Raw genomic sequence first — 25,494 nt, 5'->3', positions numbered from 1 at the left:
AAACCTTATAAATGAGTGGATGCGCCAGCGGCAGCGTAGTTTTGGTAGCTGTTCATGGTTTTGGCGATCTGCGAAATCTTGCTGGCGTAGTCCGGATCCGTTGCATAACCGGCTTTTTGCAACTCGCGTACAAACTGTTCCGGGTTATCGGCCGACTTCAAAACTTCTTGATATCTATCATTGCTTTGCAACAGGGTCACGAGGTCGTGGAAGCTGTCCTGGTACGAGTCGTAGGAACGGAACTGCGCCGTTTCCTTGACCATCTCGCCATTGCGAAACTCGCTGGTGATCGCGCGCGCCTGGGCGCCCTGCCAGCTCTGCCCGGCCTTGATGCCAAACAGGTTGTGGCTGCTGCTGCCGTCTTGCTGGCGCATCACCGATTTGCCCCAACCGGTTTCCAGGGCGGCCTGGGCCACCAGGTAGCGGGGGTCGATGCCAATGCGCTCGGCTGCCTGCTTGGCCATGGGCAGCATGGTGGCGACAAACTCGTCTTGGGAAGTGAAGGCTTTTTTCGCCGGGGCCAGCGGTGGCTGGGCCACGGCGCGGCCGTAGACCTGCATGCGCGAATCGCGGGCGGCAAAGGTGCGCGCGGCACCGTTGATCACACCATCTTCGGCCGCGCTGTTGCGCAGTGGCGCCGCCTTGGCAGCAGCCGGCGCCTCGACACCTGGCACGATACCGGCCAGCAGGCGATCGGTGAGCTTGCTCGGCAAGGCGATGCGCCGCTGATTCATCAGGGCCATGTCATTGCGCAGGGTGCCTTCATCGGCCCGTGGCGCCACTTCGACCCGCGCCGCCCACAGCGCGCGCTGGCCATTGGAACGGCCTAGCGGGCCATCCGCCAGGGTGCCGGCGGCAATCGGGGTCGGCACGTCGACCTTCTTCTCTGCCGCGTCCGGGCCCTGCAGGGTCGAGGCCTGCCCTTCCACCGGCTTGTTCTTTTGCATCTGGCGCAGCAAAACGTCCGCCAGGCCGATACCGCCACCCTCGCGAGACAGCGAGACCGCCAGTTGCTGGTCGTACATTTCCTGATACTGCTTGGCCGCCGGCGTGTTCAGCGGGTTGTCCTTGCCCAGGGCATCGGTGGCCGAGCGCATGGATTTGAGCATCTCGTTGAGAAACAGCGACTCGAATTCCTGCGCCACTTTGCGCATGTTGCCGTCGCTGTTCTTGTCGCCGAACTTGAGCTGGTTAAGCCGGTTCAGGTCGGAGTAAGACCCCGAGTCTGCCGTGCTGGCGATACCGCTCTTGCGCATGTCCATGGCCATGACCTCAAATCACGATCAGGTCGGCTTGCAAGGCGCCGGCCTGTTTCAGGGCTTCGAGGATCGCCATCAAGTCGCCGGGCGCCGCACCCACCTGGTTCACCGCACGTACGATTTCATCCAGGGTGGTACCGGGGCCGAACTTGAACATCGGCTTGGCTTCTTGCTGGGCATTGACCCGCGAGCGCGGGACCACAGCGGTCTGGCCACCGGACAACGGCCCGGGCTGGCTGACAATCGGGTCTTCGGTGATGGTCACGGTCAGGCTGCCGTGGGTTACGGCCGCCGGCGACACCTTGACGTTCTGGCCGATCACGATGGTACCGGTGCGCGAGTTGATGATGACCTTGGCCACCGCCTGGCCCGGATCGACCTCAAGGTTTTCCAGGATCGACAGGTAGTCCACACGCTGGCTTGGGTCCAGCGGCGCGGTCACGCGGATCGAGCCGCCGTCGATGGCCTGGGCCACGCCAGGGCCGAGCATGTCGTTGATCTTGTCCACCACGCGCTTGGCGGTGGTGAAGTCTGAACGGTTGAGGTTCAGGGTCAGGCTGTTGCCCTGGTTGAAACCACTGGGCACGGTGCGCTCCACCGTGGCACCGCCAGGAATCCGCCCGGCCGATGGCACGTTGACGGTGATCTTCGAGCCGTCGCGACCCTCGGCATCAAACCCGCCCACCACCAGGTTGCCCTGGGCGATGGCATAGACGTTGCCGTCGATACCTTTGAGCGGCGTCATCAGCAAGGTGCCGCCGCGCAGGCTTTTGGAGTTACCGATGGACGATACGGTGATGTCCACCACCTGCCCCGGCTTGGAGAACGCCGGCAGATCGGCACTGATCGACACCGCCGCGACGTTTTTCAACTGCACGTTGCCCGACCCTGGCGGCACCTTGATCCCGAACTGCGAGAGCATGTTGTTGAAGGTCTGCAGGGTGAACGGGGTCTGGGTGGTCTGGTCACCCGTGCCATTGAGCCCCACCACCAGGCCATAGCCGATCAACTGGTTGGTGCGCACCCCGGAAATACTGGCGATGTCCTTCAGGCGTTCGGCCTGGGCAGCAACGCTCAGGGAGAGCAACAACACCGCTGCCATCAGCTGTTTGAGATTCAAAGTGATCACCTAGAAAGGGAACAGCGGGCTAAGGAAGAAACGGTCGAACCAACCCGGCTGACTGGCGTCGGCAAACGAACCCGTACCCGAATAGGTAATGCGCGCATCGGCAATCCGTGTGGACGGCACGGTGTTGTCGGTGGCGATATCGTCCGCGCGCACCATGCCTGCGATGCGCACCAGTTCGTCACCGGTGTTGAGGGTCATCCACTTCTCGCCGCGCACGGCAATGATGCCGTTGGGCAGCACATCGGCCACGGTCACGGTGATCGAGCCCACCAGGCTGTTGCCCTGCCCGGCCTTGCTGCTGCCGTTAGTGGCACGGTCGCCGCTGTAGCCCACGTCCAGGCTCAAGTCACCGCTGCCCAGGGGGTTGTTGGTGTTCAAGCCACCGCCAAACAGCGAGGTCAGGCCGATGCCGGTCTTGCTGTTCTTGGCCACCTGGGAGTTGGCGTTCTTGCTCGCCGTGGTGCGCTCGTTCAGGGTGATGGTGATGATGTCGCCCACACGGAACGCCTTGCGGTCGCTGTACAGGTTCTGTTCGAAACCGGCCTGGTAGATCGAGCCATTGTTGGCGGCCGCTGGCAGCGGCGTGCGCGGCAACACCGGCGCGTAGTACGGGTCATTGGGTTTTGGCGTCGGGGCGACACAGCCCGCGAGCACGGCAATCCCACTCAATGCCAGAACAGAAACAAAGCGACTCATGACCCTTCCCTCACGGTGTTGCAGGCGCCTTATGAGCGCCCCATAGACTGGATTACAGATTCTGCGTAACGAACGAAAGCATCTGGTCGGCGGTGGAGATCACCTTGGAGTTCATCTCGTAGGCACGCTGGGTGGTGATCATGTTGACCATCTCTTCCACGGTGCTGACGTTGGAGGTTTCCAGGGTGCTTTGCAGGGTGGTGCCAAACCCGTTGAGGCCCGGGGTGCCGACTTGCGGCGCGCCGCTGGCGGCGGTTTCCAGGAACAGGTTGTTACCGGTGGCTTGCAGGCCGGCCGGGTTGATGAAGTCGGCGGTCTGCAGGTTGCCGATCACTTGCGACGCCGGGTTGCCGGCAATGGTGACGGACACGGTGCCGTCGGCGCCGACCGTGAAGGTCTGGGCATCGTTGGGCACGACAATCGCCGGCTCCAGGGCAAAACCGTTGGCGGTCACGACCTGGCCGTTAGAGTCCAGGTGGAAAGTACCGTCACGGGTGTAGGACGTAGTGCCATCCGGTTGCAGGATCTGGAAGAAGCCACGGCCATTGATCGCCATGTCCAGCGGCTGCCCGGTCTGTTGCAGGTTGCCGGCGGTGAAGTTCTTCTGGGTGCCGACGATGGACACACCGGTACCCACTTGCAGGCCCGACGGCAATTCGCTGTCCTGGGTCGACTGTGCACCCGGCTGGCGCTTGATTTGATAGAGCAGGTCCTGGAACTCGGCGCGATCACGTTTAAAGCCCGTGGTCGAAACGTTCGCCAGGTTGTTGGAAATAACGGTCAGGTTGGTGTCCTGGGCGGACAGACCGGTTTTGGCAACCCATAGAGCCGGAAGCATGCTGTTCTCCTTCGTGCGCCTGTTTGTTGGCGCCGCGTTACAAAATTAGTAGTCAGTGGCGCTGCAATCAGCTCATCTGCATGACGCGAGTCATGGCCTGGTCGTCTTCTTTGGCGCTGTTCATCATTTTCACGTGCAATTCGAACTGCTTGGACAGGGCCAGCACCGCCGTCATTTCTTCGACGGCATTGACGTTGCTCGACTGCAGGAAGCCCGAGTTCACCTTGACGCTGGCATCGGCCACCGCCGGCTGGCCGTCCTTGGTATGGATCGCGCCATCCAGGCCCTTGGTCATGTTGGCCAGGTCCGGCTTGACCAGCTTGATGCGGTCCACTTCAGCCATCACCCGCGGGCCTTCGCCCATGGCGCGGATGCTGATGGTGCCGTCTTCGCCGACTTCGACCTTTTGCTCGGGCGGCACCGAAATCGGCCCGCCATTGCCCATGATCGGCATACCGTTGCCGGCCCGCAGCACGCCCAGTGCGTCGATATTCATGCTCGCGGTGCGCACGTAGGCTTCGCCGCCATCAGGGGTTTGCACGGCGATCCAGCCGTCACCGCCGACGGCAACGTCCAGGTCACGGCCGGTCTCGACCATCGAGCCAGGGGAAAAATCGGTGCCGGGGCGCTCGGTCAGGGCAAACGCCCGCGCCGGAAAGCTGTCACCAAACACCGGCATCGAGCGGGCCTGTTCCAGGTCACGCTGAAAACCGTTGGTGGAAATGTTCGCCAGGTTGTTGGCATGGGCCTTTTGCGCCAGTGCATTCTGGCTGGCGCCGGTCATTGCCACATAAAGGTACTTGTCCACGCTCATTCCTCTTACTGACGGACGTTTGCCGCCCACCGATGTACTGAGGAGTCTTTAGCAATTTGCGCACCAACTTTTTAAAAGTCAGGGAAAGGCAGGTGGGGCAAGGGGTTGGGGCGTATCAAGGATTATTGCAGGGGCAGGACGAGTCGGAAAAACGGCGGAGTTCTGCCGGTTGCGGCAAACACAGGTCTTGGCAGTGACACAGGTCCATTGTGGAATCGTCGCACCGCCGCTCCCACACTTTTAATCCCGTTGTGTCAGGGGTTTATTTGTCGGCCTTGAGCACTGCGTAATCGCGCAATTTGTTGGCGATGGTGGTGTGGGACACGCCCAGGCGCTTACCCAGCAAGCGACTGCTGGGGTGCTCGGCATACAGGCTTTCCAACACCGCCTTTTCAAACCGCCCGACAATCTCTTCCAGGCCACCCTCCAGGGAAAAGTCGCCAAGCGGCTGACGCACGCCGTAGTCCGGCAAGCGAATATGCTCAGCCTTGATCGTGCCGCCCTCGCACAACGACACCGCCTGGAACAGCACGTTTTCCAACTGCCGCACATTGCCCGGCCAATGGTAGTGGCTGAGCCGCTCCATGGCCGCCGGCGCCAACCTGGGCAGCGGGCAGCCGATCAGGCGGCTGGCCTGGTCGATAAAGTGCTCGACCAGCGGCGGCAGCCCGTCGAGGCATTCGCGCAGCGGCGGGATATGCAGCGACAACACATTGAGCCGGTGATACAGGTCCTGGCGAAACTCCCCTCGGGCACACAATTCCGACAAATCCACCTGGGTCGCGCAGATCACCCGCACATCCAGATAAACCTCTTCGTCACTGCCTACGCGCCGGAAGCAACCGTCCTGCAGAAAGCGCAGTAACTTCACCTGCAACCGCGCGCTCATTTCGCCCACGCCATCCAGAAACAACGTACCGCCCGCCGTCAACTCCAGCAGCCCCAGCTTGCCCTCCGCCCGCGCCCCTTCAAACGCACCGGGGCCGTAGCCGAACAGCTCGGTCTCGGCCATCGACTCCGGCAACCCCGCGCAATTGAGCGCCATCAACGGCGACTGCCCGCGCGGGCTGGCCAGGTGACAGGCGCGCGCCAGCAGTTCCTTGCCGGTACCGGTTTCGCCTTCTATTAATAGGGGCGCATCGAGGGGCGCCATGCGCCGGGCTTCACGCACCACCGCGACCATGACTTTGGAGCTCTGGAAAATACTGTCAAAGCCCCGCAGCTCCTGCTTGCGCACATTGTAGATACGCTCGCCGACGCGATCGGCGCGGTGCAAGGTCAGCACGGCGCCGGCCATGGCTTCGCTGTCGTCATGCTCGGACGATTGCAGCGGGGCGATGTCGGCAAGAAACACGTCGCCCTTGACCTTGACCCGCAGGCCATTGATCCGCGACTTGCTCGCACGCACCAGCTCCGGCAGGTCGAAGTCCTCGGCGTAGCGCGACAAGGGAATGCCCGGCACCTCATCCACGCGCACCCCGAGCAGCTGCGCCGCCGCGCGGTTGGCCGCGACAATCGAGCCGCCCATGTCGATGGACAGCACCGGGAATTCCAACGCCCCCAGCAAGGCGTTGAGCTCCATATGCCGACGCTCGCTGGGCATCAGCCCTACCCGCTTGACGCCAAACACCCCGGCAATCGCCTCGAACTGCGGGCGCAGGGCCTGGAACTGCATGTTCACCAGGTTCGGGCAATACAGGTAAATGGCATTGCCGTGCTCGCCGCCGACCTCGCCCTTGGCCACGTTGACCCCGTACTCCACCAGCAGGTTGAGGATGTCCCGCAGGATGCCAATGCGGTTCTGGCAATGCACTTTGATACGCATGTAAAGGCCCGGTTTGTTGTAGGAGGGCTGATCGGGCTGCGTCTTTTTGTCACCGGACGCAGATAGTCGTCAAGATTATGTGACAGCCAACGTGCTTTTCAAACTAGCAAAACGCAATGCGGCGTGCGCAACGGCAAAATCGTAACGAATATTTTACGAAAAACGTAGAATTTTCCTACAGCCTTCCCTTAACAGCAGGTGGAATCCACCGCCAGGCGGAGTATCAATAAGCCCATAGCAGGACATAACAAGAACGAATGCCTAGCAGGAGAGCCGTATGAAGCAGACGCACTACGTGGCCCGCGAGCCCGATGCGCAAGGTTTTATCCACTACCCGCCCGAAGAACACGCGGTGTGGAACACCCTGATCACTCGCCAATTGAAAGTGATCGAGGGTCGCGCCTGCCAGGAATACCTGGACGGCATCGACAAGCTCGGCCTGCCCCATGACCGTATTCCGCAACTCGCCGAAATCAACAAAGTGCTGGCCGAAACCACTGGCTGGCAAGTGGCGCGGGTCCCGGCGCTGATCCCCTTCCAGACCTTCTTTGAATTGCTCGCCAACAAGCAGTTTCCGGTGGCGACCTTTATTCGTACCCGCGAAGAGCTGGATTACCTGCAAGAGCCGGATATTTTCCACGAGATTTTCGGACACTGCCCACTGCTGACCAACCCCTGGTTCGCCGAATTCACCCACACCTACGGCAAGCTCGGCCTGGCGGCCACCAAGGAGCAGCGCGTGTACCTGGCGCGCCTGTACTGGATGACCATCGAGTTCGGCCTGGTGGACACCCCCGAAGGCCGGCGCATCTATGGTGGCGGCATCCTGTCGTCGCCCAAGGAGACGGTGTACTGCCTCTCGGATGAGCCCAAGCACCAAGCCTTCGACCCCCTGGAAGCCATGCGCACGCCCTATCGCATCGACATCCTGCAGCCGCTGTATTTCGCCCTGCCCAACCTCAAGCGCCTGTTCGAAGTGGCGCAGGAAGACATCATGGGCATGGTCGAGCGCGGCATGCAGCTGGGTCTGCACGCGCCGCTGTTCCCACCCAAGCCCAAGGCGGCTTGAACTGATGCTTTAAAGGCCAGGTGAGCCTGTTCCCTGGCCGCGCGTTGCTTTAGGGTGACGCGACTGGCAACCGAATTCCACATACTCGATTTCAGGAACACCTTTATGACCACCTTGAACCAAGCCCATTGCGAAGCCTGCCGCGCCGACGCCCCGCAAGTCAGCGACGAAGAACTGCCGGTGCTGATCAAGCAGATCCCCGACTGGAACATCGAAGTGCGCGACGGCGTGATGCAGCTGGAAAAAGTATTCCTGTTCAAGAACTTCAAATTCGCCCTGGCCTTTACCAACACCATGGGCGAAATCTCCGAGGCTGAAGGCCATCACCCAGGCCTGCTGACCGAATGGGGCAAAGTCACCGTGACCTGGTGGAGCCACTCGATCAAGGGCCTGCACCGCAACGACTTCATCATGGCCGCGCGCACCGACGAAGTGGCCAAGGACGCCGAGGGCCGCAAGTGATGCATTTCGCCGCGATTGGCCGGGTGCCTGGTGATCCGATCCTGGGGCTGATGGAGTCCTATGCCAAGGACGCCAACCCGCAAAAATTCGACCTCGGTGTGGGCGTGTATAAGGATGCCCAGGGCCTGACTCCGGTCCTGCAGGCGGTAAAACGCGCCGAGCAGCGCCTGGTCGAGCAGCAAACCACCAAGACGTACATCGGCGGGCATGGCGACCCGGCTTTCGGCCGCCTGATCAGCGAATTAGTGCTGGGCGCAGGTTCCGCGCTGCTCAAGGCACAACGCGCCGGCGCCACGCAAACCCCGGGTGGCACCGGCGCCCTGCGCCTGAGCGCCGACTTCATCGCCCACAGCCTGCCAGGCCGTGGCGTGTGGTTGAGCAACCCGACGTGGCCGATCCACGAAACCATCTTCGCCAAGGCCGGGCTCAAGGTCAGCCACTACCCCTATGTGGGCAGTGATAACCGCCTGGACGTGCCGGCCATGCTCGCCACCCTGGCCACCGTGCCCGAGGGCGACGTGGTGCTGCTGCACGCCTGCTGCCACAACCCCACCGGTTTCGACCTGTCCCAGGACGACTGGCGCCAGGTGCTGCAGATCGTGCGCGAGCGCCAGTTGCTGCCGCTGATCGACTTCGCCTACCAGGGCTTTGGCGATGGCCTGGAGCAGGACGCGTGGGCGGTACGCCTGTTTGCCGATGAACTGCCTGAGGTGCTGATCACCAGCTCCTGCTCGAAGAATTTCGGCTTGTACAGCGACCGCGTCGGCGCGCTGATCGTGTGTGCCAACGATGCCGAGAAACTGTTGGATGTGCGCAGCCAACTGGCGTTTATCGCGCGCAACCTGTGGTCGACACCACCGGATCACGGGGCCGCCGTGGTCGCGACTATCCTCGGTGACAGTGCGCTCAAGCAGCTGTGGAGCAGCGAAGTCGAAGGCATGCGCTCGCGTATCGCGCAATTGCGTTCGGGCCTGGTCGAAGCGCTGGCGCCCCACGGGCTGTCTGAGCGCTTTGCCCATGTCGGCGTGCAGCGCGGGATGTTTTCCTACACCGGCCTGAGTGCCGAGCAGGTGAAACAGCTGCGGGAAAAACACAGCGTGTACATGGTCAGTTCCGGGCGCGCCAACGTGGCCGGGATTGATGAAACGCGGCTGGGGTTGCTGGCCGAGGCCATTGCAGACGTGTGCCGCAACTGACGAAACCGAATCAAATGTGGGAGCGGGCTTGCTCGCGAATGCGGTGGGTCAGTGATGGATATGTTGACTGATACACCGCATTCGCGAGCAAGCCCGCTCCCACATTTTTGACCGAGGCGATCCTCAGCCCGCAACCATCTCGGCCTTGACCTGCGCCTCCTTGGCCTGGGCATCCGCCAACCGATACAACTCGATATGCCCATCCCAGTGCTCGATCAATGCCGTGCACGACTCCACCCAATCCCCGCAATTGAGGTAGTCCACCTCGCCCACCTTGCGAATCTCCGCATGGTGGATATGCCCGCACACTACGCCGTGCAACTCGCGCTTGGTCACTTCGTGGGCGATGGCTTCCTCGAAATCGCTGATAAAGCTCACCGCGGTCTTCACCTTGTGCTTGAGGTACGCCGACAGCGACCAGTAGCCATATCCATAACGCGCCCGCCAGTGGTTCAACCAGCGGTTGAGGGTCAGGGTGAATTCGTAGGCCGAATCGCCAAGAAACGCCAGCCAGCGGTGGTAGCGGGTGATCACGTCGAACTGGTCGCCGTGGATCACCAGCAAATGCCGGCCATCGGCGGTCACATGCACCGCTTCGTCCACCAGTTGGATATTGCCCAGGATCAGCTTTGAATAGCGGCGCAGGAACTCGTCGTGGTTGCCAGTGACGTAGATCACCTCGGTGCCGCGCTTGCTCATGGTCAGCAGGCGGCGGATCACGTTCGTATGGGCCTGGGGCCAATACATGCCGCCGCGCATTTTCCAGCCGTCGATGATATCGCCCACCAGGTACACCTTGTCGGCATGGTAGCCCTTGAGGAACTGCGACAGATGTTCGGCCTGGCAGTCCCGGGTGCCTAGGTGCACGTCGGAGATCCACAGGGTACGAACCCGTTGCTTGCGGCTGGGTTTGGCGATCTCGGCGCTGGTCATGGCATACCTCGAGGGTGTTTTCGCCAGCTTGCTCCCGGGCAATTAATAGCCCATGACAGTCTTGCGTCAGTCAGATGACAGCGCCCGCCGCCCGTCGGGCGGTGTAAACTGCCGGCCTGCCCGGGAGATTGCGATGAGACCGACCCTCACGCTGCGCCATTACACCCATGACCTGATTGCCCATAGCCATGACCACGCGCAACTGGTGTTCGGCCTGGCCGGCCGCCTGGATTTCGAGGTCGAAGGCATGGGCGGCGAGATTTGCCCACAAGGGGTGATGGTCCTGCCCTTCTCCACCCACCACAGCTGTGGCAGCCCCCGGGGCAGCCAATGCCTGGTGCTGGATGTGCCCGACGAACAGTGGATGGTGCAATCTTTGGGCGAGCACGCGGATGCCAGTCGCCGCCTGCTCGACCAACCGGCCCGGGTGACCCTGGATGCCCGCCAGGGCCAATTGGTCAACTGGCTGGCGAGCGGCGCCCTGGATGACCCACTGATCGCCCAGCAAGGCGCGGTACTGTTATTGGCTACGCTCAATGGCCAGCCGCCGGCTCAAGCCGGCGCGCGACGCCTGCCCTATGGCGCATTCAACGCCCATATCGACCAGCATGCGGCCTACCCGCTGCAGGTCGCGGATCTGGCGCGGCTGGCGGATATGTCCGTCGCCCGCCTGCACGCACGCTTTATCGCCGAATGCGGGCTGACCCCCATGGACTACATCCGCAACCGCCGCCTGCACATGGCCCGTGGCTTGCTGCGCGACAGCCACCTGCCGATTGGCGAGATCGCCGCGCGGGTTGGCTACGGTTCGCAAAGTGCGTTTGCCGCAGCGATGTTGCGCGCGTTCGGCAGCTCGCCCGGGGCCCTGCGCCGGCTCGACAACGGGCGCTAGTCCTGCGATAAAACCGGCGATTCCCACGACAGACACCCAGGCGCCAGGCGCTCTAGACTGGATGCCTGCCCACTGCTTTAAGGATTGTCATGACCCCGCGCACTGCCCTCGGCGCCCTGCACATCGGTGCACTGATGTTTGGCCTTACTGGCGTCTTCGGCAAACTCGCCGCCGCCTCGCCGAGCATTATTGTGTTTGGCCGTGCCGCTTTCGCGGTGCTGGCCCTGGTGCTGTTCGCGCGTTTTGCCAGCAGCACACCGTGGCAAAAACTCTACAGCGCTGACCTGCGGCGCCTGCTGCTCAGCGGCCTGCTGCTGGCCGGGCACTGGGTGAGTTTCTTCATCGCGGTAAAAGTGGCGGGGGTGGCGATTGCGACGCTGGGGTTCGCCACGTTCCCGGCGTTCACGGTGATCCTTGAAGGCCTGATCTTCCGCGAGCGGATCCGCGCCAATGAAATGGTACTGGTGGTACTGGTCAGCGTCGGCCTGGTGCTGGTCACCCCGGACTTCGACCTGGCCAGCCAAGCCACCAGCGGCCTGGTCTGGGCCGTGGTCTCGGGCCTGCTGTTCTCGCTGCTCTCGTTGAACAACCGCGCCAGCGCCAGCATTCCCCCGGTGCAGGCAGCCCTGTGCCAAAACGTAGTGGTCGCCGTGTGCCTGCTGCCCGTCGCCGCTCCAGGCCTTGGCGAGGTACGTGCCCTGGACTGGTTGTGGATCGGTCTGCTGGGGGTGTTTTGTACCGGGCTGGCCCACAGTTTGTTTGTCGCCAGCCTCAAGGTGCTCAAGGCGCGCACCGCCGCGGTGGTGTTCGCCATGGAGCCGGTGTATGGCATCACCGTAGCCTGGCTGCTGTTCAGCGAAACCCCGACCCTGCGCATGTTGCTGGGCGGCGCGCTGATCATTGCAGCCATCGTCGTCTCGGGCTTGATGAGCCGCCCGGCCAAGGCCAAACAGCCGCCGGCCATGGCCTGATCTATACTTTTCCTATCCGCAACAGTCAGCTGTCGTTCAACGGATACAGACTCCTCGACGACAGCCGTGGTCCTTGAAGTTGCTGCATGCGAGTGGTCGCTCCCTTAATGCTATGCAGGAGTTTCACCATGGACATGTTCATCCCCCTGATCATTCAGATCATCAGTGGCGCAGTCGGCGGCAACATTGCCGGCCTGAGCAAGCAAGGCCTGGGCTCCGGGCTCAATACGGTGGTCGGTGGCGTCGGCGGCCTGGTGCTGGGGCAGATCGTCGCGGCGATCACTGGCATGCCAGCGGGTGGCGCGCTGGATGTTGCCGCCGTGGGCAGCAATATCGTCGGCGGCGGTGTCGGCGGCCTGGTGCTGACGTTTGTCGTCGGCTGGATCAAGAATAAAATGGCTGCCAAATAAACCACCCCACACTGCCGGCCATGCGCCGGCAGTGTCGCCTAAGAAGTCCGGTCGTTGTGCCCCAGGTCCCGTTCTGGGGCGATCTGGTCGCGTACCCGCTGCTTGAGCACCTTGGCCTCCGGGAAACCGCCATCGGCCTTGCGCTCCCAGATCTGTACGCCGTCGCAGGTGATGCGAAACGCCCCGCCGGTCGCCGGCTCCAGGGCGACTTTGCCGAGGTCGTCGGCAAAGGTGCTCAGCAGTTCCTGGGCCAGCCACGCGGCGCGCAGCAGCCACTGACATTGGGTGCAATAGGTGATGACAATCTCGGGCTTGGATGCGGACATAAAATGAAGAACTCCTGAGATGACGAGACAGGTGGATCGGATGGCTATAATACCGGCCTTTGCCGCCCAGCCCCGAGATTGATGATGCGCCGCCTGTTGTCCTGCCTGCTGCTGTGCCTGCTCCCTGTCCTTGCCCAAGCCGTTGAAGCCCCACGCCCGAAAATCGGCCTGGTGCTTTCCGGCGGCGCCGCCCGTGGCCTGGCGCACATCGGCGTGCTCAAGGCCCTCGAAGAGCAAGGCATCCACATCGATGCGATTGCCGGCACCAGCATGGGCGCGGTGATTGGCGGGCTGTACGCGTCGGGCTACAAGATCGACGAACTGGAAAAACTGGCACTGAGCATCGACTGGCAATTGGCGCTGTCCGACGCCCCGCCCAGGGAAGACGTGCCGTTCCGGCGCAAGCAGGATGACCGGGACTTCCTGATCAAGCAGAAACTGAGCTTTCGCGACGACGGCAGCCTGGGCCTGCCCCTGGGCGTGATCCAAGGCCAGAACCTGGCGCTGCTGCTCGAGAGCATGTTCGCCCACAGCAGCAATACCCGCGACTTCGACAAGCTGCCGATTCCCTTTCGCGCGGTGGCCACCGACATCACCAGCGGCGAGAAAGTGGTGTTTCGCAAGGGCCATCTGCCTCAGGTGATTCGCGCCAGCATGTCGATCCCCGCAGTGTTCGCCCCGGTGGAACTGGACGGCCGGCTGCTGGTGGATGGCGGCATGACCGATAACATCCCCCTGGATGTGGCGCGGGAGATGGGAGTCGATATCGCCATCGTGGTGGATATCGGCACGCCGTTGCGCAACCGCAAGCAACTGGCGACGGTGGTGGATGTGCTCAACCAGTCCATCACCCTGATGACCCGCCGCAACTCCGAGGAGCAACTCAAGGCCCTGCACCCAGGCGACGTGCTGATCCAGCCACCCTTGGCCGCATATGGCGTGACCGATTTTGGCCGCGCCAAGGACATGATCGACGCCGGCTACCGCGCCACGAGGGCCCTGGATACCCGCCTGGCACGCCTGCGCCCAACCGGGTCGGTGGACGCCGAACTGACCGCCGCCCGCACCCCAGGCCAGCGCAACCCGACAATTACCGCGATCAAGGTGGAGAACGACTCGAAAGTCGGCGACGACGTGATCCGCTACTACATCCGCCAACCTATTGGCGAGCCGCTGAACCTGGCCCGCCTGCAATCGGACATGGGCACCCTATACGGCCTGGATTACTTCGAGCAGGTGCAATACCGCGTGGTGAAAAAAGGCCCGGACAACACCCTGGTCATCAGCGCGCGCGGCAAACGCAGCGGCACCGACTACCTGCGCCTGGGGCTCAACCTGTCCGATGACATGCGCGGCGACAGCGCGTTCAACCTCGGCGCCAGCTACCGTGTCAACGGCATCAACCGCCTTGGCGCCGAATGGCTCACCAGGGTGCAGATCGGCGATCGACAGGAGCTGTACAGTGAGTTCTACCAGCCGATGGATACCGGCTCACGTTACTTCGTCGCACCCTATATCAGCGCGCAGGCGCAGAACGTCGAACTGATCCTGGATAACGACCCGATCTCCGAATACCGTCTGGAGCGCTACGGGTTTGGCCTGAACGTTGGCCGGCAGATCGGCAACAGCGGCGAAATCCGCTTCGGCGTCGGCGAAGCCTGGGGCAAGGCCGATGTGCGCATCGGCGACCGCGACTTGCCCAGCGTGAGCTTCAACGAGGGTTTCTATGAACTGAAGTACTCCTTCGACTCCCTGGACAACGTGTACTTCCCCCATACCGGTGAAGATATTGGCCTGGCCTACCGCGAATTCGAACCGGGCCTGGGCTCCGACCAGCGCTACCGGCAATGGGAGTTCAAGCTGGACAAGGCCATGAGCCACGGCCCGGACACCCTGGTACTGGGCGGGCGCTACGGGCGCACCCTGGATGATTCCGACGTGGTGATTTCCAGCTTCCTGCTGGGCGGTGCGCGGCAGCTGTCAGGGTTCCGCCAGGATGCGATTTCCGGGCAGAACGTCAGCCTGATGCGCGCGGTCTACTACCGCCGCCTCACCCCACGCTCCTACTTGCCGTTGGACTTCCCGCTGTACCTGGGCGCCTCCCTGGAACGCGGGCGGGCGTGGAACAACGACAATGAGTTCGACAGTGGCTATATCAATGCCGCGAGCATCTTCCTCGGGTTTGATACACCGCTGGGGCCGTTGAACTTCAGCTATGGGTTTAATGATGACAATCAGAAGGCGGTGTATCTGAATCTTGGGCAGACGTTCTAACAACGACGCTTATCCGAGGTGGAGCAGGCTTGTGTGGGAGCGGGCTTGCTCGCGAAAGCAGTGGTTCAGTCACCGGATACATTGACTGACACACCTCTTTCGCGAGCAAGCCCGCTCCCACATTTTGATCAGCGGCGTAATCGGATCAGGTCTTTTCCAGGTTCGCCAGAATATGCCCATGCACACGCATGCACACCCGCATCTCTTCTTCATCGACCCCCACAAACAGCTCCTGGCGCAAAGCCGTGGCAATGGTCTCGATTTGATCGATCAACGGCCTTGCTGGATCACACAACACAATGCGCTTGGCACGCCGGTCTTCCAGCACAGCCTGGCGTTGCACCAGGCCCTGGCTCTCCAGGCTGTCGAGCAGGCGCGCCAATGTAGGCCCTTCCACCCCGACACTCTGGGCCAGCTCACGCTGGGTCGGTGCTTCTTCAAAGCGGGCCAGATGCAGCAGCACCAGCCAGCGCGCCTGGGACAACCCCAGCCCAGCCAGGCGGCGATCCAGTTCGGCGCGCCAGCCACGGGACATTTGCGCCAACTGCATGCCAAAACGGTGTTGATCGGTTAACGGCATAAAAAACTCATGGATTAGACTGAAAATAAAGTGTGGCTAATTATTAGTCAGCTAAGCATGACCTATGACAGTAGGCAAGGCTTGCAATGTACTGATTCGTTACATTGTCGTAATTGGCGCATCAAATCTCGAATTCCGACTGCAAAGCGGCCCGCACACAGTACAAAACACCCTCCGGCACTCGCCCGGTGAACAGCGGCCCGATGTCGGACACCGGTGGCAACTCGCCCTCGCCGTCGAGAAACGCATCCTGGATTTCACCCAGCAAATCTTCCGGCAGATCCAGGGCCTGCTCCAGGGACAATTGCTGTTTTCCAATGGACTCGGCCAGCAAGGTGTAGACGTTTTTTTCCGAACACTGCAACTGCCCGGCGATCTGGATCGGGGTCATGCCGGCGCGGGCCAGGCTGATCAGTTCGTGGCGGATATCGGCGATTTCCTTGGGTGCCTCGGCCTGGCCACCAAGGACTTCCAGGAAGGCCTGGCCATAACGCTCAAGCTTGCGCGCGCCGACGCCACTGACCCGGGCCATTTCGGCCATGGTGGTCGGTTGCTCGCGCAACATCTCCAGCAACGTGGAGTCGGGGAAGATGACGTAGGGCGGCACGCTGTGCTCTTGCGCCAGCTTGCGGCGCAAGGCACGCAGGGCTTCCCACTGTTCGCGCTCTTCGCCCCGCACCAGTTGGCTGGCCTGGCTGGTACTGCTGGATTTGGCAGTGGTCTGCGGCTTGAGGTCGCGGCGCAGCTCCAGGCTGACCTCGCCCTTGAGCAGTGGCCGGCAACTGTCGTTCAGGCGCAGGCCGCCGTAGCCTTCCAGGTCGATATCCACCAGGCCGCGTGCCACCATCTGGCGGAACAGCGAGCGCCATTCGCCTTCAGCCCGCGCCTTGCCTACGCCGTACACCGATAGGTGCTGATGGCCAAAGCTGCGGATTTTTTCGTTGTCCTTGCCCAGCAGTACATCCACCAGATGGCCGACGCCATAACGCTGGCCGGTCCGGAAGATCGCCGACAAGCCTTGGCGCGCCGGCTCGGTAGCGTCCCAGGTCTGCACGCCGTCCACACAGTTGTCGCAATGCCCACAGGGCTGGGGCATGTCTTCGTCGAAATAGGCGAGCAAGGTCTGACGACGGCAGCGGGTTTCTTCGCACAGCGACAGCATGGCGTCGAGCTTGTGCTGCTCCAGGCGCTTGTGGCGCTCATCGCCTTCGGAGTTCTGCAGCATCTGCTTGAGCATCACCACATCCTGCAGGCCGTAGACCATCCAGGCATCCGCCGGCAGGCCATCGCGACCGGCACGCCCAGTTTCCTGGTAGTACGCCTCAAGGGACTTTGGCAGGTCCATATGGGCCACGAAGCGCACGTTGGATTTGTCGATGCCCATGCCAAACGCAATGGTCGCCACCATGATCAGGCCTTCCTCGTTAAGGAAGCGCTTCTGATGATAGGCCCGCAACTCGTTGGGCAGGCCGGCATGGTAAGGCAGCGCGGGATAGCCCTGCTCACACAGGAACGCCGCCACTTCATCGACCTTCTTGCGCGACAGGCAGTAGACGATCCCGGCATCGCTGCGCCGCTCGGAGAGGAACGCCAGCAACTGCTTGCGTGGCTGTTCCTTGGGCACGATGCGGTAAAAAATGTTGGGACGGTCGAAGCTGGAGAGAAAACGCTCGGCGTTCTGCAGGTGCAGGCGCTCGACGATTTCCTCGCGGGTGCGCTTGTCGGCCGTGGCGGTCAGGGCGATGCGCGGCACATTGGGGAACAGTTCGGCCAGTTGCCCCAATTGCAGGTATTCACGGCGGAAATCGTGGCCCCACTGGGATACACAGTGGGCCTCGTCGATAGCGAACAGGGAGATTTCCAGGCTCTGCAGGAATGCCAGCATCCGCGGCTGGACCAGACGCTCGGGCGCCAGGTAGAGCATCTTCACTTCGCCACGGCGGATCCGCGCCGCCAGGTCGCGTTGCTGTTCGGCACTCAGGGTAGAGTTCAACGCGGCGGCGGCGACGCCCAACTCTTCCAGGGTGGCCACTTGATCGTCCATCAGCGCGATCAACGGCGAGACCACTACCGCCAGCCCTTCACGCAACAATGCCGGCACCTGGAAGCACAACGACTTGCCGCCACCGGTAGGCATCAGGACCAGGGCATCACCGCCGCTGGCCACGCGCTCAATGATCGCACCCTGGCGGCCACGAAAGCTGTCGTAGCCGAAGATGTCCTTGAGGACGCGTTGAGCCTGTTCAAGCATGAAAAACTCCAAATTCCACCGAAATCCCTCTGTACAGGCTGGCTGAAAAAGCGCGCCTGGCCGGGAAATAATCCGTAAGCGAACTTTTCCCGCAACCGCATCCGGCCTGCAGGGGCATCACAAAACGCGGCAGTATACCCGAGCGCTCTCCGGCAAAGGGTGCCACTGACGAATAGCGGCCCATCTGAAAACCTTGCAAATATGCCGTGCGGCTGGCCTGCACGCTCAAGAAGGCCTAGAATTCAGCATCGTTTATTCCCAAGGTAGTCTTTCAATGTCCTTCGCTGAGCAACTAAACCGCCTGCAAGCCTTCCTCGATGCCGATGAGCTGCATGACGAGGCGCTGGACTACGTGGCCGCCCACGGCTACCTGACTGCGCTGTCGATCTGCTCCGAACCTGTGCCTGATCGTGAATGGATCGACGCCCTGTTCGCCGAAGAGCCGCACTACAAGGATGAGGCCCAGCGCACCGAGATCGAAGAAACCCTGCTCCAGCTCAAGGCGCACATCTCACGCCAATTGGCGTCCGATGAGGAGTTCGAGCTGCCCTGCGACCTCGACCTCGGCGAAGAGCCCGACGACTCCGACCTGCGCGGCTGGTGCATTGGCTTCATGGAAGGTGTGTTCCTGCGTGAAGCGGCCTGGTTCGAAACCGCCGAGGAAGAAGTCAGCGAAATGCTGCTGCCGATCATGGTCGGTTCCGGCCTGTTCGACGACCAGCCTGAGTTCGCCGATATCGCCAGCGACGCCAACCTGATGGACGACATGATCGTACAGATCCCGGAAGCACTGACCGCCCTGTACCTGCTGTGCAACGCCCCCGACGAAAAACCGGCGATCCTCAAGCCTCGCCACCACTGAGTACCCCGCCCGTGGCGCCCATGGGCAACCGCTCCCCGATTGTGCGCTACGTGCTGCTGGCCATTGGCTGGTTGAGCGTCGCACTCGGGGTGATCGGGATCTTCCTGCCGGTCTTGCCGACCACCCCCTTCCTGCTCCTGGCTGCCGGCTGCTTTGCCCGCAGCTCCCCGCGTTTCTATGACTGGCTGGTGAATCACCCGCGCCTTGGTCCGTGGATTCGCGACTACCTGGACGGCAACGGCATTCCATTAAAAGGCAAGGTGTACGCCATCGGCCTGATGTGGCTGAGCATCGGCCTGTCCTGCTACCTGGTGCCATTGCCCTGGGCACGCGGGTTCATGTTGACCAGTGCGGTGCTGGTGACGATCTACATCCTGCGTCAGAAGACCCTACCTCCACGTTCGTAGGAACCGCCCCTACACGACCTTCGTCGACACTGACTAACCCCGGCCATCATGCGAGACTGTCGCCCCGGGCCTGGAATGCCCGGGTGTTCTTATGTCCGGAGTACTCATGACGCTGTCCAGCGGGCTGATCGCCGCCGTTGCCCTGGCCTACATGGCCATTATGTTTGCCATCGCCTTCTACGGTGACCGCCGCCGCGCGCCGCTGCCGCCACGGGTGCGCGCGTGGGTGTATAGCCTGTCGCTGGCGGTGTACTGCACCAGTTGGACCTTCTTCGGCGCTGTGGGCCAGGCTGCTGAACAGCTGTGGGCATTTTTACCGATCTACCTGGGACCCGTCCTGCTCCTGGTGCTGGCACCCTGGGTCCTGCAAAAGATGATTCTGATCAGCAAGCAGGAAAACATTACCTCCATCGCTGACTTTATCGCTGCGCGCTATGGCAAATCCCAGTCCCTGGCGGTGGTCGTGGCGCTGATCTGCCTGGTCGGCGTGCTGCCTTATATTGCCCTGCAACTCAAAGGCATCGTGCTGGGGGTCAACCTGCTGATTGGCGCCGGTGCCGATGCCACCGGCACGCGGGCCCAGGACACCGCCCTGATCGTGTCCCTGGTGCTGGCACTGTTCACCATCGTATTCGGTACCCGCAACCTCGACGCCACGGAGCACCACCGTGGCATGGTGCTGGCGATTGCCTTCGAATCCCTGGTCAAGCTGTTCGCGTTTCTCGCCGTCGGTGCGTTTGTTACCTACGGCCTGTACGACGGTTTCAACGATCTGTTCAGCCAGGCCATGCTCGCGCCGAGGCTGGAGGAGTACTGGAAAGAGACCGTCAACTGGCCGTCGATGGTGGTGCAGACCGGCGTGGCGATGATGGCGATCATCTGCCTGCCCCGCCAGTTCCACGTCACCGTGGTGGAGAACATCGAGCCCCAGGACCTGCGTCTGGCCAAGTGGGTGTTCCCCGCGTACCTGGTGCTGGCTGCGCTGTTTGTGGTGCCGATTGCCCTGGGCGGCAAAATGCTGCTGCCCGGCTCGGTGCTGCCGGACTCCTACGTGATCAGCCTGCCCCTGGCCGAAGCCCATCCGGCCCTGGCGCTACTGGCGTTTATCGGCGGCGCTTCGGCGGCGACCGGCATGGTCATCGTGGCCAGTGTGGCGCTGTCGACCATGGTTTCCAACGATATGTTGCTGCCCTGGCTGCTGCGCCGCACCAACGCCGAGCGCCCGTTCGAAGTCTTCCGCCACTGGATGCTCTCGGTACGCCGGGTCAGCATCGTGATTATCCTGCTGCTGGCCTATGTCAGTTACCGCCTGCTCGGTTCCACCGCCAGCCTGGCGACCATCGGCCAGATCGCCTTTGCTGCGGTGACCCAACTGGCACCGGCGATGCTCGGCGCACTGTACTGGAAGCAAGCCAACCGACGCGGCGTGTTTGCCGGCCTGGCGGCAGGCACCTTCCTGTGGTTCTACACCCTGGTGTTGCCGATTGCCGCCCATAGCCTGGGCTGGTCGCTGAATATCTTCCCGGGCCTGGCCTGGCTGCACGGCAACCCGCTGGGGCTGCCGATCACGCCACTGACCCAGGGTGTGGTGCTGTCTTTGGCCGGTAACTTCACCCTGTTTGCCTGGGTCTCGGTGCTGTCGCGTACACGGGTGTCGGAGCATTGGCAGGCCGGGCGCTTTATCGGCCAGGAAACCAGCCAGCGCGCCAGCGCCCGCTCCATGCTGTCGGTGCAGATCAATGACCTGTTGAGCCTGGCCGCGCGGTTTGTTGGCGAGGAACGCGCGCAGCAGAGCTTCATCCGCTTCGCCTATCGCCAAGGCAAAGGCTTTAACCCCAACCAGAACGCCGACAACGACTGGATTGCCCACACCGAACGACTGCTGGCTGGCGTGCTCGGCGCCTCATCCACACGGGCGGTGGTGAAAGCGGCCATTGAAGGCCGCGAAATGCAGCTAGAGGACGTAGTCCGTATCGCAGACGAAGCCTCCGAAGTGCTGCAGTTCAACCGGGCGCTGTTGCAAGGCGCCATCGAGAACATCACCCAGGGCATCAGTGTGGTGGATCAGTCCCTCAAGCTGGTGGCCTGGAACCGTCGCTATCTGGAACTGTTCAACTATCCCGACGGCCTGATCAGCGTCGGCCGGCCGATTGCCGACATTATTCGCTACAACGCCGAGCGCGGGCTGTGCGGCCCGGGTGAGGCCGAAGTCCACGTGGCGCGGCGCCTGCACTGGATGCGCCAGGGCCGGGCACATACGTCGGAACGGCTGTTTCCCAACGGCCGGGTGATCGAGTTGATCGGCAACCCGATGCCGGGCGGTGGGTTTGTCATGAGTTTTACTGACATTACTGCGTTCCGCGAGGCCGAGCAGGCTCTGACCGAGGCCAATGAAGGCCTGGAACAGCGGGTCACCGAGCGCACCCATGAACTGTCGCAACTGAATGTGGCCCTGACCGATGCCAAGGGCGTGGCCGAGTCGGCAAACCAGTCGAAAACCCGCTTCCTCGCCGCCGTCAGTCACGACCTGATGCAACCGTTGAACGCGGCGCGACTGTTCTCGGCCGCCCTCTCCCACCAGAGCGAAGGCTTATCCGGCGAGGCCCGGCAACTGGTGCAGCACTTGGACAGTTCGCTGCGCTCGGCCGAAGACCTAATCAGCGACTTGCTGGATATCTCCCGCCTGGAAAACGGCAAGATCAACCCTCAGCGCCAGCCGTTTGCCTTGAGTGAACTGTTCGACGCCCTGGGCGCGGAGTTCAAGGTGCTGGCCCAGGAGCAAGGCTTGAGTTTCCGCCTGCGCGGCAGCCGCTTGCGCATCGACAGTGATATCAAGCTGCTGCGGCGAATCCTGCAGAATTTCCTGACCAACGCTTTTCGCTATGCCCACGGCCCGGTACTGCTGGGTGTAAGACGGCGTCGCGGCGAACTGCGCTTGGAGGTGTGGGACCGTGGCCCGGGCATCCCGCTGGATAAACAGAAAGTGATCTTCGAAGAGTTCAAGCGCCTGGACAGCCACCAGACCCGTGCCGAAAAGGGCCTGGGGCTTGGCCTGGCCATTGCCGACGGGCTGTGCCGCGTGCTCGGTCACCGCTTGCGCGTGCGCTCATGGCCAGGCAAAGGCAGCGTGTTCAGCGTCAGTGTGCCGCTGGCCAAGGCACAGACCAGCTTGCAGGTGCAGGCCACACCGGACAAGGGCCTGCCACTGAGCGGCGCCCAGGTGCTGTGCGTGGACAACGAAGACAGCATCCTGATTGGCATGCGCAGCCTGTTGAGTCGTTGGGGCTGCCAGGTCTGGACCGCACGCGACCAGGCGCAATGCGCGGCGTTGCTGGCCGAGGGCATGCGCCCGCAATTGGCATTGGTGGATTACCACCTGGACCACGGCGAGACCGGCACGGAGTTGATGGGCTGGCTGCGCGCGCAATTGGCGGAGCCGATTCCTGGGGTGGTGATCAGCGCCGATGGCCGTCCGGAGATGGTGGCCGAGGTACATGCAGCGGGGTTGGATTACCTGGCCAAGCCGGTAAAACCGGCGGCGTTGCGCGCACTGCTGAACCGGCATTTGCCGTTGTAACGTGCGGGTGCTGGCTTGCCGTAATGCCGTTCAGTTAAGTGAACGAGCCCCCCCCCTGTGGGAGCGGGCTTGTCGGATCGCCGCATCGCCGCGAAGACGTCGGCCCAGCAAACATTGATGTCGACTGACCCACTGCTTTCGCGAGCAAGCCCGCTCCCACATAGAGTTCTGTGTTTAGTCAGGTAGCTGGGCGACGCCATCTTCGTCAGTCATCGCTTTTTCCAACAGATCGGCAGGCAAGCCTTTACTGGCCCGCGCGCCCAGCAGCTTGAGTTGCTCCACCCGGCTGACCAGATTGCCGCGACCATCTGTGAGCTTGTTGCGCGCAGCACTGTAAGCCTTATCCAACTGCTGTAATCGATTGCCGACTTCATCCAGGTCCTGGATAAACAGCACGAACTTGTCGTACAGCCAGCCGGCGCGTTCGGCGATTTCCCGGGCGTTCTGGCTTTGCCGCTCCTGCTTCCACAGGCTGTCGATCACCCGCAGGGTTGCCAGCAAGGTGGTCGGGCTGACGATCACGATATGGCGGTCGAAGGCCTCCTGGAATAGGTTCGGCTCGGCCTGCAACGCGGCCGAAAACGCCGCCTCGATGGGTACGAACAACAACACGAAATCCAGGCTGTGCAGGCCTTCCAGGCGCTTATAGTCCTTGCCGGCCAAGCCTTTGACATGATTGCGCAACGACAGCACATGCTGCTTGAGGGCGGCCTGGCCGATCACCTCGTCATCGGCCGCCACGTACTGCTGATAGGCGGTCAGGCTGACCTTGGAGTCCACCACCACCTGCTTGTCGCCCGGCAACATGATTAGCACGTCCGGCTGGAAACGCTCGCCATCCGGGCCCTTGAGGCTGACCTGGGTCTGGTACTCACGGCCTTTCTCCAGGCCGGCATGTTCCAGCACGCGCTCCAGAATCAGTTCGCCCCAGTTGCCCTGGGTCTTCTGTCCCTTAAGGGCGCGGGTCAGGTTGGTGGCTTCGTCCGACAGGCGCAGGTTCAATTGCTGCAGGCGCTCCAGCTCCTTGCCCAGGGAAAAACGCTCGCGCGCTTCATTCTGATAGCTTTCTTCCACGCGCTTTTCGAACGACTGGATGCGTTCCTTCAACGGGTCAAGCAATTGCCCCAGACGCTGCTGGCTGGTTTCGGCAAACCGCTGCTCACGCTCATCGAAGATTTTCCCGGCCAGCTCGGCGAACTGCGCACGCAGTTCATCCCGCGAGCCTTGCAGGTCGTTGAGGCGTTGTTGATGGCTGTCCTGCTGCTCGCGCAGTTCGGCGCGCAGGGAGGCCGACAAGGCATCCAGGCGGCGTAGCTCACCTTCCTTGGCGGAGCGCTCGATGTTCCAGGCGTGGGCCGCATCCCGCGCGTTATCGCGATCGATTTGCAGCAACTCGACTTCCCGGCGTACCGCTGCCAGATCCGCCTGCTTGGCCGCATTGGCCTGGCTCAGGTCGCTGATCTCGTCGCGGCTGGCGTCCAGTTGCGCGGCCAGGCCTTCCTGGGCCAGTTGCGCAGTGGCCAGGCGCTCTTCCAGCAGTTCCCAACCGGTGCGGCGTGCGTTCAGGCGGCGCTGGATCTGCCAGCACAGGACCGATAGAGGCAACGCCGCAGCGGCGAGGCCCAGTGCCACACTGGTCCAGTCAAAAGCCATAGCCATTCCTGCCATTACGGTAAAAGAGGAAGGTTAACCAAGCAGGCGCTTCGTGGACAGCTCAGTCTTTGAGCTGACCCAATTCACGCTGGGCGCCCACGTCGCCGGCACGGGCGGCCTGGCGCAGGAGGTCATGGCCGATGCGGCGGTCCCGGGCATTGCCGCACTCGCGACACATCAACAGGCCCAGGCGGCTCTGTGCCACGACCACACCTTCACGAGCCGGCTGCTTGAGCAAACGTCCGGCGAAATGCTTGATATTGGGGTTATCGCCGATGCGCGGGCTATCCAGCAGCCACAAGGCGACCTTCAAGGAGAAACGCTTGGGCGGGGTAACACTAGCAGGGTTGTCGGTAACAGAAGGTGATACTGAGCGAAACTTCATAAAGCACTGTAGGGCAGAACGGAAGGCGCGCCACTCTACTCCTTTTTTCGTACGGGTAAAGCTGAAAAAACCCTGCACGCCCGTTCTAGAGCAAGCGCTCGGGACAATCCACAGAAGCTGTGGATAACTCAGTGGACAACCGTGCTTTAACTCGCGCAAAGGCCCATGGAATGGGGGCCGCGCTTAAACTGACGATTTTTTCACCAATAAAAAAAAGCCAGGTTTTTCATTGACTTAAATTTTCGATGCAGGCATTCGTGGGCCAATCCGGCCGCGCACCATCCTGGTGACACACTGCGCAACCAATGTGCACAACTACCTGCCTGGCGGTTATATCCCCACCCTCACACGGCGCAAAACGTTACGCCGGTGACACACTAGCCCGGACCGAGGCCTGGCCCCCAGTAAAGTATTTTGGCTAACACACTTGCTTTGCCTGTTTCAAGCCATTACTATCTGCGGCGTTAGTACCAAGCTGAAAGTCAATTCTGGTCGAACAAATCCCCGCGATGTAGCTTCCCTAAAGAGAAGTTCTGTCAATCTTGATGGGATCGACCACCTCGATGGTTTCCAGGTATCACTTGCGACGACACTGCCTTTGAACAATGCAAAGGGTGTCGCGAAGTTTCCATACTCTGACCGAACCAACCTGCAAATTGATCAGGATCTGCACCCTGGGCCCAGA

Annotated in this window: 22 protein-coding genes; 10 read left to right on the top strand and 12 right to left on the bottom strand. The window is 62.0% G+C overall.

Annotated elements, in window-relative coordinates; all coding sequences use genetic code 11:
* Positions 1–5 precede the first annotated feature (5 nt).
* The 6 genes from flgJ to HBO19_RS04385 all read right to left on the bottom strand — a co-directional run bounded on the left by flgJ (position 6) and on the right by HBO19_RS04385 (position 6,561).
* Positions 6–1,268 (bottom strand): flagellar assembly peptidoglycan hydrolase FlgJ, encoded by a 1,263-nt coding sequence (gene flgJ / locus HBO19_RS04410; protein WP_170056956.1) that lies wholly within the window; start codon positions 1,266–1,268, stop codon positions 6–8.
* A gap of 4 nt (positions 1,269–1,272) precedes the next feature.
* Complete coding sequence (locus tag HBO19_RS04405; protein WP_169955967.1) at positions 1,273–2,361, bottom strand: flagellar basal body P-ring protein FlgI; 1,089 nt, start codon at positions 2,359–2,361, stop codon at positions 1,273–1,275.
* Positions 2,362–2,388: 27 nt separating this feature from the next.
* A complete protein-coding gene (flgH, locus tag HBO19_RS04400) occupies positions 2,389–3,084 on the bottom strand; it encodes a flagellar basal body L-ring protein FlgH (protein ID WP_032859002.1) in 696 nt (231 codons plus the stop codon).
* 52 nt (positions 3,085–3,136) lie between these two features.
* Positions 3,137–3,922, bottom strand: a complete 786-nt coding sequence (flgG, locus tag HBO19_RS04395) for a flagellar basal-body rod protein FlgG (protein ID WP_057958870.1) — start codon at positions 3,920–3,922, stop codon at positions 3,137–3,139.
* 67 nt (positions 3,923–3,989) lie between these two features.
* Entirely contained in the window at positions 3,990–4,730 is a 741-nt protein-coding gene (locus HBO19_RS04390) for a flagellar basal body rod protein FlgF (protein WP_057438904.1), read from the bottom strand.
* A gap of 268 nt (positions 4,731–4,998) precedes the next feature.
* Positions 4,999–6,561: a sigma-54-dependent transcriptional regulator gene (locus tag HBO19_RS04385; protein WP_170056955.1), complete on the bottom strand. Its 1,563-nt coding sequence runs from the start codon at positions 6,559–6,561 to the stop codon at positions 4,999–5,001.
* A gap of 277 nt (positions 6,562–6,838) precedes the next feature.
* Between HBO19_RS04385 and phhA the strand changes: the two genes are divergently transcribed.
* The 3 genes from phhA (at position 6,839) to HBO19_RS04370 (ending at position 9,288) form a co-directional block, all read left to right on the top strand.
* Complete coding sequence (gene phhA, locus HBO19_RS04380) at positions 6,839–7,630, top strand: phenylalanine 4-monooxygenase (protein WP_099168095.1); 792 nt, start codon at positions 6,839–6,841, stop codon at positions 7,628–7,630.
* A gap of 105 nt (positions 7,631–7,735) precedes the next feature.
* Positions 7,736–8,092, top strand: coding sequence for a 4a-hydroxytetrahydrobiopterin dehydratase (locus tag HBO19_RS04375; RefSeq protein WP_170056954.1), 357 nt, complete (start codon positions 7,736–7,738; stop codon positions 8,090–8,092).
* Positions 8,089–9,288 (top strand): amino acid aminotransferase, encoded by a 1,200-nt coding sequence (locus HBO19_RS04370; RefSeq protein ID WP_170042609.1) that lies wholly within the window; start codon positions 8,089–8,091, stop codon positions 9,286–9,288. Before HBO19_RS04375 ends, HBO19_RS04370 begins: the two co-directional genes overlap by 4 nt.
* 123 nt (positions 9,289–9,411) lie before the next feature.
* On the opposite strand, the gene HBO19_RS04365 is transcribed toward HBO19_RS04370, so the two are convergent.
* Entirely contained in the window at positions 9,412–10,221 is an 810-nt protein-coding gene (locus HBO19_RS04365) for a UDP-2,3-diacylglucosamine diphosphatase (protein ID WP_170056953.1), read from the bottom strand.
* Between the two features lie 133 nt (positions 10,222–10,354).
* Between HBO19_RS04365 and HBO19_RS04360 the strand changes: the two genes are divergently transcribed.
* The 3 genes from HBO19_RS04360 (at position 10,355) to HBO19_RS04350 (ending at position 12,494) form a co-directional block, all read left to right on the top strand.
* Entirely contained in the window at positions 10,355–11,113 is a 759-nt protein-coding gene (locus HBO19_RS04360) for an AraC family transcriptional regulator (protein WP_170056952.1), read from the top strand.
* 89 nt (positions 11,114–11,202) lie between these two features.
* A complete protein-coding gene (locus HBO19_RS04355; protein ID WP_169955901.1) occupies positions 11,203–12,084 on the top strand; it encodes a DMT family transporter in 882 nt (293 codons plus the stop codon).
* Between the two features lie 128 nt (positions 12,085–12,212).
* Positions 12,213–12,494, top strand: coding sequence for a hypothetical protein (locus HBO19_RS04350; protein ID WP_169955899.1), 282 nt, complete (start codon positions 12,213–12,215; stop codon positions 12,492–12,494).
* Between the two features lie 38 nt (positions 12,495–12,532).
* On the opposite strand, the gene HBO19_RS04345 is transcribed toward HBO19_RS04350, so the two are convergent.
* The gene (locus HBO19_RS04345) at positions 12,533–12,820 is read right to left on the bottom strand and encodes a SelT/SelW/SelH family protein (protein WP_169955898.1); all 288 of its coding nucleotides are present in this window, start codon (positions 12,818–12,820) and stop codon (positions 12,533–12,535) included.
* Positions 12,821–12,904: 84 nt separating this feature from the next.
* On the opposite strand from HBO19_RS04345, the gene HBO19_RS04340 reads away from it, so the two are divergent.
* Complete coding sequence (locus HBO19_RS04340) at positions 12,905–15,094, top strand: patatin-like phospholipase family protein (protein ID WP_169955896.1); 2,190 nt, start codon at positions 12,905–12,907, stop codon at positions 15,092–15,094.
* A 145-nt stretch (positions 15,095–15,239) separates the two neighbouring features.
* Here the strand turns inward: HBO19_RS04340 and HBO19_RS04335 are convergent, their stop codons facing one another.
* Both HBO19_RS04335 and recQ read right to left on the bottom strand, forming a co-directional pair.
* The gene (locus tag HBO19_RS04335; protein WP_169955894.1) at positions 15,240–15,674 is read right to left on the bottom strand and encodes a MarR family transcriptional regulator; all 435 of its coding nucleotides are present in this window, start codon (positions 15,672–15,674) and stop codon (positions 15,240–15,242) included.
* A gap of 121 nt (positions 15,675–15,795) precedes the next feature.
* Positions 15,796–17,925 carry a DNA helicase RecQ gene (gene recQ, locus HBO19_RS04330; RefSeq protein WP_169955892.1) on the bottom strand — a complete coding sequence of 710 codons (2,130 nt, stop codon included), beginning with the start codon at positions 17,923–17,925 and terminating at the stop codon, positions 15,796–15,798.
* A gap of 274 nt (positions 17,926–18,199) precedes the next feature.
* Between recQ and HBO19_RS04325 the strand changes: the two genes are divergently transcribed.
* The 3 genes from HBO19_RS04325 to HBO19_RS04315 all read left to right on the top strand — a co-directional run bounded on the left by HBO19_RS04325 (position 18,200) and on the right by HBO19_RS04315 (position 22,771).
* Entirely contained in the window at positions 18,200–18,787 is a 588-nt protein-coding gene (locus HBO19_RS04325; protein ID WP_169955890.1) for a YecA family protein, read from the top strand.
* Between the two features lie 20 nt (positions 18,788–18,807).
* Positions 18,808–19,194: a YbaN family protein gene (locus HBO19_RS04320; RefSeq protein WP_169955888.1), complete on the top strand. Its 387-nt coding sequence runs from the start codon at positions 18,808–18,810 to the stop codon at positions 19,192–19,194.
* A gap of 106 nt (positions 19,195–19,300) precedes the next feature.
* Positions 19,301–22,771 (top strand): PAS domain-containing hybrid sensor histidine kinase/response regulator, encoded by a 3,471-nt coding sequence (locus tag HBO19_RS04315; protein WP_169955886.1) that lies wholly within the window; start codon positions 19,301–19,303, stop codon positions 22,769–22,771.
* Between the two features lie 174 nt (positions 22,772–22,945).
* On the opposite strand, the gene rmuC is transcribed toward HBO19_RS04315, so the two are convergent.
* A complete protein-coding gene (rmuC, locus tag HBO19_RS04310) occupies positions 22,946–24,310 on the bottom strand; it encodes a DNA recombination protein RmuC (RefSeq protein WP_169955265.1) in 1,365 nt (454 codons plus the stop codon).
* A 175-nt stretch (positions 24,311–24,485) separates the two neighbouring features.
* The gene (locus tag HBO19_RS04305) at positions 24,486–24,809 is read right to left on the bottom strand and encodes a sel1 repeat family protein (protein WP_169955257.1); all 324 of its coding nucleotides are present in this window, start codon (positions 24,807–24,809) and stop codon (positions 24,486–24,488) included.
* Between the last annotated feature and the right edge of the window lie 685 nt (positions 24,810–25,494).

The sequence above is a fragment of the Pseudomonas sp. WS 5021 genome (assembly GCF_012985535.1).
GTDB lineage: Bacteria > Pseudomonadota > Gammaproteobacteria > Pseudomonadales > Pseudomonadaceae > Aquipseudomonas.
The sequence above is the reverse complement of the archived record's forward strand: the minus strand, read 5'-3'. Positions and strand labels throughout refer to the sequence as shown.

Excerpts from the sequence above, each read along its gene's own strand:
- flgJ (WP_170056956.1), bottom strand. The coding sequence starts at position 1,268 with ATGGCCATGGACATGCGCAAGAGCGGTATCGCCAGCACGGCAGACTCG.
- HBO19_RS04405 (WP_169955967.1), bottom strand. The coding sequence starts at position 2,361 with ATGGCAGCGGTGTTGTTGCTCTCCCTGAGCGTTGCTGCCCAGGCCGAA.
- flgH (WP_032859002.1), bottom strand. The coding sequence starts at position 3,084 with ATGAGTCGCTTTGTTTCTGTTCTGGCATTGAGTGGGATTGCCGTGCTC.
- flgG (WP_057958870.1), bottom strand. The coding sequence starts at position 3,922 with ATGCTTCCGGCTCTATGGGTTGCCAAAACCGGTCTGTCCGCCCAGGAC.
- HBO19_RS04385 (WP_170056955.1), bottom strand. The coding sequence starts at position 6,561 with ATGCGTATCAAAGTGCATTGCCAGAACCGCATTGGCATCCTGCGGGAC.
- phhA (WP_099168095.1), top strand. The coding sequence starts at position 6,839 with ATGAAGCAGACGCACTACGTGGCCCGCGAGCCCGATGCGCAAGGTTTT.
- HBO19_RS04375 (WP_170056954.1), top strand. The coding sequence starts at position 7,736 with ATGACCACCTTGAACCAAGCCCATTGCGAAGCCTGCCGCGCCGACGCC.
- HBO19_RS04365 (WP_170056953.1), bottom strand. The coding sequence starts at position 10,221 with ATGACCAGCGCCGAGATCGCCAAACCCAGCCGCAAGCAACGGGTTCGT.
- HBO19_RS04360 (WP_170056952.1), top strand. The coding sequence starts at position 10,355 with ATGAGACCGACCCTCACGCTGCGCCATTACACCCATGACCTGATTGCC.
- HBO19_RS04355 (WP_169955901.1), top strand. The coding sequence starts at position 11,203 with ATGACCCCGCGCACTGCCCTCGGCGCCCTGCACATCGGTGCACTGATG.
- HBO19_RS04350 (WP_169955899.1), top strand. The coding sequence starts at position 12,213 with ATGGACATGTTCATCCCCCTGATCATTCAGATCATCAGTGGCGCAGTC.
- HBO19_RS04345 (WP_169955898.1), bottom strand. The coding sequence starts at position 12,820 with ATGTCCGCATCCAAGCCCGAGATTGTCATCACCTATTGCACCCAATGT.
- HBO19_RS04340 (WP_169955896.1), top strand. The coding sequence starts at position 12,905 with ATGCGCCGCCTGTTGTCCTGCCTGCTGCTGTGCCTGCTCCCTGTCCTT.
- HBO19_RS04335 (WP_169955894.1), bottom strand. The coding sequence starts at position 15,674 with ATGCCGTTAACCGATCAACACCGTTTTGGCATGCAGTTGGCGCAAATG.
- recQ (WP_169955892.1), bottom strand. The coding sequence starts at position 17,925 with ATGCTTGAACAGGCTCAACGCGTCCTCAAGGACATCTTCGGCTACGAC.
- HBO19_RS04325 (WP_169955890.1), top strand. The coding sequence starts at position 18,200 with ATGTCCTTCGCTGAGCAACTAAACCGCCTGCAAGCCTTCCTCGATGCC.
- HBO19_RS04320 (WP_169955888.1), top strand. The coding sequence starts at position 18,808 with ATGGGCAACCGCTCCCCGATTGTGCGCTACGTGCTGCTGGCCATTGGC.
- HBO19_RS04315 (WP_169955886.1), top strand. The coding sequence starts at position 19,301 with ATGACGCTGTCCAGCGGGCTGATCGCCGCCGTTGCCCTGGCCTACATG.
- HBO19_RS04305 (WP_169955257.1), bottom strand. The coding sequence starts at position 24,809 with ATGAAGTTTCGCTCAGTATCACCTTCTGTTACCGACAACCCTGCTAGT.